Source organism: Microbacterium sp. 13-71-7 (genome assembly GCF_002257455.1).
Lineage (GTDB): Bacteria > Actinomycetota > Actinomycetes > Actinomycetales > Microbacteriaceae > Microbacterium.
The window spans coordinates 1-6,480 of sequence record NZ_NCKN01000220.1 but is presented as its reverse complement, the minus strand read 5'-3'; the positions used below and the strand labels follow the sequence as shown (position 1 = coordinate 6,480).

Sequence of the window (6,480 nt, the reverse complement as noted above, 5' to 3'; positions counted from 1 at the left end):
GCCGAGATGGAGGGCGGGCGCGGCACGCTCATCCGCCAGGCGCTCGCGCACCTCGGCCTGCTGCGCTGAGCCCGGGACGCGGTTCGAGGGGGCGCCGGGATCTCTACCGGCTGGTCTCCTGCGCGACGAGCGCGACCAGCGCGTCGATGTCCGCCTCCGCGGTGTCGAAGCCGCACATCCAGCGCACCTCGTTGCGTGCGGCGTCCCAGTCGTAGAACCGGAAGGTCTCGCGCAGGCGGTCGGCGATGCCGTCGGGCAGCGTCGCGAAGACCCCGTTCGACTGCGTCTGCTGGGTGAAGCCCACGCCCTGGATGGATCCGTCGGCGATGCCCGCCTCGAGCGAGGAGCGCAGGCGCTGCGCCATCGCGTTGGACCGGCGGGCGTTGCGCAGCCACAGGTCTCCCTCGAGGAGCGCGATGAGCTGCGCCGACACGAAGCGCATCTTCGAGGCCAGCTGCATGTTGAACTTGCGGGAGTAGACGAGGCCGTCGGCGGCACCGGGGGTGAGCACGACGATCGCCTCGCCGAGCATGGCGCCGTTCTTGGTGCCGCCGAAGCTCAGCACGTCGACGCCGGCGTCGCGGGTGAAGGCGCGCAGCGGCAGGTCCAGCGCGGCGGCGGCGTTCGCGAGCCGGGCGCCGTCGAGGTGCAGCTTCATGCCGCGGGAGTGCACGTGGTCGGCCAGGGTGCGGATCTCGTCCGCGGTGTAGAGCGTGCCGACCTCGGTGGACTGCGTGATCGAGACGACCAGCGGCTGGGCGCGGTGCTCGTCGCCCCAGCCCCAGGCCTCGCGGTCGACGAGCTCGGGCGTGAGCTTGCCGTCCTCGGTGGGGACGGAGAGGATCTTGAAACCGCCGATGCGCTCGGGCGCCCCGCCCTCGTCGACGTTGATGTGCGCGGTCGTCGCCGCGATCACCGCGCCCCAGCGGGGGAGCATCGCCTGCAGGCCCGTCACGTTCGCGCCCGTGCCGTTGAAGACGGGGAAGGCCTCGACGCCCTCGCCGAAGTGCTGGCGGAAGACCTCCTGCAGCCGCTCGGTGTACTGATCCTCGCCGTAGGCGATCTGGTGGCCGTCGTTGGCCTCCACGATCGCCTGGAGCACCTCGGGGTGGATGCCGGAGTAGTTGTCGGAGGCGAAGCCGCGCAGGGCCTTGTCATGCAGAACGGTCACCGGACGAGTCTATTCTGCGGTGCCCCGCCACGATGACGCCGGGCGGCTCCAGGGCCTCGGTGCGCGGCGCCTTGACCGGATCCCGGCCGGTACGCCAGCATTCGAGAGTGAGCCGAGCAGAGGACGATGCGCAGGGCGCCACGATCGAGATGAGCCGTCCGCTGCTCTCGGCCGAGCGGCTGAAGGCCTTCGAGGATGCGGTGGTCGCGATCGCGATGACGCTGCTGATCCTGCCGCTGCTCGAGAACGTGTCGGAGTTCGCGCGCGACCGCAGGAGCGCGCTCGATTACGTGCAGGCCGAGAGCAAGCTGCTGTTCAGCTTCGCGCTGAGCTTCGTCATCATCGCGGTCTTCTGGATGAACCATCACCGCGTCTTCGACCGCGTCGAGAAGGCGACCAACGCCCTCCTCTGGCTGCAGGTCGGCTGGATGTTCACGATCGTCTGGCTGCCGGTCGCGACCGCCATGCTCGGCTCGTTGCCCGAGGACGCGATGCAGAAGCTGCTCTACATCGGCGCGCTCCTGGCGTCGTCGCTGCTCATGCTCGGCACCAGGCTGTATCTGCGCGGCCATCCGGAGCTGCATCGCATCGCCCCGGAGTCGCTGCGTCGTGGGCTCATCGCCGAGATCGTCATGAGCTGCCTGTTCGCGATCTCCCTCATCGTCGCGGTGCTGGTGCCGGACATCGGCTATGCGGCGATGTTCCTCCTGCTGCTCGCCGGCCCGGCGCAGGCGATCATCGCGCGCAGGGGCAGAGCGCGCCGGACGTAAGCAGGTCGTCACCCGGACGCAGGCGCGCCGGGGGATGGGCGCGAGGGCGGACCGGTCAGGCCAGGTCGATGATCCGATCGTTGACCTCGGCGGCATCGACGTCCCACAGCTCCACGAGCTGCGCCGCGACCCGGTCGATGGCGTCGTCGAGCCCGCGCACGCGCAGCACGACGGCGGCGGCACGCAGCGGCTGCTCGGCGTCGCGAGCGGCCTTGGCGAAGCCTTGCGCGACGGCGCGGGTCCAGGACTCGCTCGCCGCCTTGACGGCGGCGTAGTTCGCGCCTCCCGCGAGCGGGCGGGCGACCGCGGTCGAGGAGATGATCGCGAACCGGCCCGCCTCGGAGGCGCGCAGATCGGCGTCGAACGCACGGCTCGTCACGCGCACCGCGGTGAAGGCCTGCTCGAGGGCGCGATAGTCTTCCTCGGTCTGCCCGGCGAGGCCGCCGCCGCCGCGCCAGCCGCCGACCAGCGGCACGAGGCCGTCGATGTGCTCGCCGTCGTCGGCGAGGCGCGTCGCGAGCGCGGCGACCTCGGCCTCGTTCGTGAGGGAGCAGCTCTCCACGCGGATCGAGCCGCGCGCCGCGTCCGCCGAGGCATCCACCGCCGGATGCGCCGCGGCCGCGAGGGCGTCGAGCTTGCCCCTGTCTCGGCCGACCGCGATCACGCGCGCGCCGGCGCCGATCAGTGCTCGCGCGATCGCGAGGCCGGAGGGGCTCGTGGCCCCGGCGAGAAGTACGGTGCGTCCTGCGACGGTCATCGTCGTTCCTCCATCGTCATGGGATCCGGCATGCTCATCGGATCCGGCGTATGTGGATCTGGCCGCCATTGTTGCAGCGCTGGCCTCGTGCGGGGCCGGAAGAGGCGTTTCGGGGCGCATCTCACCACGGATCCATGGTGAGACGCGCCCCGAACGGTGAGAAGCGCCCCCAGCGGACAGCTCAGTCGTCGGTGCCGCGGATCCCCACGGTCGACTCGATGACCGGCTTCATCTTCTTGTCCAGCGTCTCGAAGAACATCGAGAGCGGGAACTCGTCGTCCAGCACGGCGTCGGTGTAGCCCTTGGGGGCGCCGGCGAGGATCTCGTCCGACAGGCCGCGTGCCCACTGCGAGGCCGGGTGCGGCGTGAGCGTGCCGCGGACCAGCTCGTACGCGGCGAGCCAGTGGGCGACCTTCGGGCGGTCGATCGAGTGCCAGTACAGGTCGTCGATCGCGTCTCCCAGGGCCACCACGGCGTCCGGCACGTTCTCCCAGTCGAAGGCGAGCGCGGTGTCGGTCCAGTGCAGCACGCCGCGCTGGTGCAGCCAGGCGAACAGCAGCTGTCCGCCGACGGCGTCGTAGTTGCGCGTGCGGTTTCCGGTGATCGAGAAGCGGAAGATGCGGTCGAAGATCACCGCGTACTGCACGAGGTGCGCGTAGTCGTGCATCTCCTGCTCGCTCGCGGTGAGCTGCTCTCCGGCGGCGACGCGGGCGTCGAACGCGCGCTCGATCTTCACCGACTCGCGGAACGCGGTCATGTCGCAGCGCATCTCCTCGAGCGAGTAGAGGAAGAACGGCATGCGCTGCTTGATCATGAACGGGTCGAACGGGAGGTCGCCGCGCATGTGGGTGCGGTCGTGGATGATGTCCCACATCACGAACGTCTTCTCGGCGAGCTCCTGGTCGTCGAGCATCGCCGCGGCCCGCTCCGGGAGGTCGAGGTTGGTGATCTCGCTCGCGGCGCGCACGACGCGGCGGTAGCGGGCGGCCTCGCGGTCCTGGAAGATCGCGCCCCAGGTGAACGTCGGGATCTCGCGCATCGCGACGGTCTCGGGGAACAGCACCGCCGAGTTCGTGTCATAGCCGGGGGTGAAGTCGATCAGGCGCAGCGAGACGAACAGCTTGTTGCCGTAGTCGCCGGCCTCCAGGTCGGCGATGAACTCCGGCCAGATCGTCTCGACGATGAGCGCCTCGACGAGGCGGTCGCTGGATCCGTTCTGCGTGTACATGGGGAACACGACGAGGTGGCGGATGCCGTCGATGCGGTGCTGCTGCGGCTGGAACGCGACCAGCGAGTCGAGGAAGTCGGGCACGCCGAAGCCCTCGTCGGCCCAGCGCTCGAAGTCCTTGACGGAGGCCTCGAGGTAGTCGGCGTCGTGCGGGAAAGCAGGGGCGAGGGCGCGGATGCCGGCGATGATCGCGGCGACATGCGCGCGGGCGGCATCGTGGTCGGCCGCGTCGGGGACGGATCCGTCCTTGATCTGCAGCGGGCGCAGGGCGATCGCGGCATCCTTGAGTACGGTCCACGCGGCGCTGCTCTCGGCCACGGACGCGTCCTCGACGACCTCGGGTTCGCCGATGAGAGCGTTGCTGGGAGTGGTGATGAGGGACATCGGGACCTCCGATCGGGGAGAGTGCAGGAAATATTCCTGCAAATGTTTGTTGACTCCGATATTATTTCACGTATGGACGATCCTGTCGATCTCGCGATCCTGGCTGCCATCTCTCAGGACGGGCGGGCCACGCTCGCGCACCTGTCGGAGACCGTGGGGCTGTCGGTGTCGGCCGTGCAGGCGCGCCTGCGCCGCCTCGAGTCGCGCGGTGTCATCTCGGGCTACCGGCCCGTCATCGACGCCGAGGCCGTGGGCAAGCCGCTGGCCGCGTTCATCGAGATCACCCCGCTGGATCCCGCCCAGCCCGACAACGCGCCGGAGCTGCTCGAGCATCTCGATGCGATCGAGGCGTGCCATTCGATCGCAGGCGACGCCAGCTACATGCTGTTCGCGCGGGTCGCCTCGCCGCGGCACCTGGAGCAGCTCGTGCGCGACATCCGGCTCGCCGCGAACGTGAGCACCAGGACGACGGTCGTGCTGCAGACGTTCTACGAGCACCGCCCTGTCGTGCCGACGGCGCGCTGACCGGCCCCGGATCAGCACTCGGCCGCGGATGTCGGCCGTTCCTCCTGGGCGGGCCGCGCCTGCCCATAGGCTGAGGGCGTGAGCGACACGGCGATCCAGGGCAGTACGGCGCATGAGATCGCCGACTCGATCCGCGCCCTGATCGGCTCTGGCGCGCTCGCGGCGGGGCAGGGCCTGCCCACCGTGCGCGGCCTCGCGGACAGCCTCGGCGTGAACCGCAACACGGTGGCCGCCGCCTACCGGGCTCTCGCCCGTGCCGGCGCGGTGGAGAGCCGCGGTCGCGGCGGCACGGTGGTCGCGGGCCCTGTACGCACCGAGGAGGAGGGCTTCGCGGCGGAGACCGTGCTGCGCGACCTCGGCAGCGGAAACCCCGACCCCGATCTGCTGCCCCTGCCCGTGCTCGCGGAGGTCGATCTGCGCACGCCGGCGCTCTACGGCGATGCGCTCATCGACGAGGGGCTGCGCACCTGGGCGACGCGATGGCTGGCCGAGGCGCAGCCGCGGCCCTTCGAGCTCTCGGTGACCTCGGGTGCGGTCGACGCCCTCGAGCGGCTCCTCGTCGCCTCGCTCGCGCACGGCGACGTGGTCGGCCTCGAGGATCCGTGCTTCCTCTCCAGCATCAACGTGGTCCGGCTCGGCGGATACCGCCCGGTCGGCATCCCCCTCGATGAGGAGGGCATGACGGTCGCGGGTCTGCGCGCGGCGATCGATGCGGGCGCCCGCACGGTCGTGTGCACGCCGCGCGCGCACAATCCCACGGGCATCAGCCTCACCGCCGAGCGTGCGGAGGCGTTGCGCGAGGTGTTCGCCGGAGCGCCGCACGTGCTCATCATCGAGGACGACCACTACTCGCTGCTGTCGCGCCGGCCGTATCACTCCGTGATCCCGGACGGGCATCCGCGCTGGGCGCTCGTGCGGTCGATGTCGAAGTTCCTCGGGCCGGATCTGCGGCTCGCGCTCCTCGCCTCGGATCCGGAGACCGCCGCGCAATTGCGCACCCGGCTCTCGCCGGGGAAGACCTGGGTCAGTCGGATCCTGCAGCGGGTCGCCGTGGGCATGCTCGACCACCCGGACACCCCCGCCGCACTCGAGCGCGCGGGCGCGCACTACGCCGAGCGCGGCGACGCCCTGCGCGCGCTGCTGCGCGAGCGCGGCATCACGGTGCGCGGCGACGATGGACTGAACGTGTGGGTGGAGTGCGGCGTCGACGGCCGCGCCGTGTCCGAGGCGATGATGCGACGCGGCTGGCTGGTGCGCACGGGCGGCGGGTTCCTGCTCGAGGCGGACGAGGCCTCACCGCAGATCCGCCTCACCGCGCACACCCTCGGCGACGCCGAGCTGCGCACCCTCGCCGACGACCTCCGCGCCGCGATCTCCGACGCCCGCCGGCGCTAGGCGGGAAGACCGGCGCTAGGCGGGAAGACCGGCGCTGGGCGGGAAGAGCGGCGCCAGGCGGGAAGACCGGCGCCAGGCGAGAAGACCGGCGCTAGGCGATGGGCACGCGATCGCCGTACGTCAGAATCCGGGTACTTCGGGATCGGGATCCGGGGGTGGATCCGGATCTTCGATCGTGAACGTGACGGGTGCGGGTGGCCGGTCGATGTAGATCGCGCCCGCGGGGCTGGTCCATTCCAGGACCCCCGCG

6 protein-coding genes are annotated in these 6,480 nt (G+C 70.9%); 3 read left to right on the top strand and 3 right to left on the bottom strand.

The annotated features are described in order from the left end of the window. Positions 1-103: 103 nt before the first annotated feature. Complete coding sequence (locus B7X32_RS16995) at positions 104-1,171, bottom strand: beta-eliminating lyase-related protein (RefSeq protein WP_292722296.1); 1,068 nt, start codon at positions 1,169-1,171, stop codon at positions 104-106. A 107-nt stretch (positions 1,172-1,278) separates the two neighbouring features. On the opposite strand from B7X32_RS16995, the gene B7X32_RS16990 reads away from it, so the two are divergent. Then, positions 1,279-1,941 (top strand): TMEM175 family protein, encoded by a 663-nt coding sequence (locus B7X32_RS16990; RefSeq protein WP_292722292.1) that lies wholly within the window; start codon positions 1,279-1,281, stop codon positions 1,939-1,941. Positions 1,942-1,996: 55 nt separating this feature from the next. On the opposite strand, the gene B7X32_RS16985 is transcribed toward B7X32_RS16990, so the two are convergent. Both B7X32_RS16985 and B7X32_RS16980 read right to left on the bottom strand, forming a co-directional pair. Next, positions 1,997-2,698: an SDR family oxidoreductase gene (locus B7X32_RS16985; RefSeq protein ID WP_292722290.1), complete on the bottom strand. Its 702-nt coding sequence runs from the start codon at positions 2,696-2,698 to the stop codon at positions 1,997-1,999. Between the two features lie 181 nt (positions 2,699-2,879). Next, a complete protein-coding gene (locus tag B7X32_RS16980; RefSeq protein WP_292722288.1) occupies positions 2,880-4,310 on the bottom strand; it encodes a DUF6421 family protein in 1,431 nt (476 codons plus the stop codon). Between the two features lie 72 nt (positions 4,311-4,382). Between B7X32_RS16980 and B7X32_RS16975 the strand changes: the two genes are divergently transcribed. Together B7X32_RS16975 and B7X32_RS16970 are read left to right on the top strand one after the other, a co-directional pair. Further along, positions 4,383-4,835 (top strand): Lrp/AsnC family transcriptional regulator, encoded by a 453-nt coding sequence (locus B7X32_RS16975; protein ID WP_292722285.1) that lies wholly within the window; start codon positions 4,383-4,385, stop codon positions 4,833-4,835. 78 nt (positions 4,836-4,913) lie between these two features. Then, the gene (locus B7X32_RS16970) at positions 4,914-6,230 is read left to right on the top strand and encodes an aminotransferase class I/II-fold pyridoxal phosphate-dependent enzyme (RefSeq protein WP_292722283.1); all 1,317 of its coding nucleotides are present in this window, start codon (positions 4,914-4,916) and stop codon (positions 6,228-6,230) included. Positions 6,231-6,480: the final 250 nt, after the last annotated feature.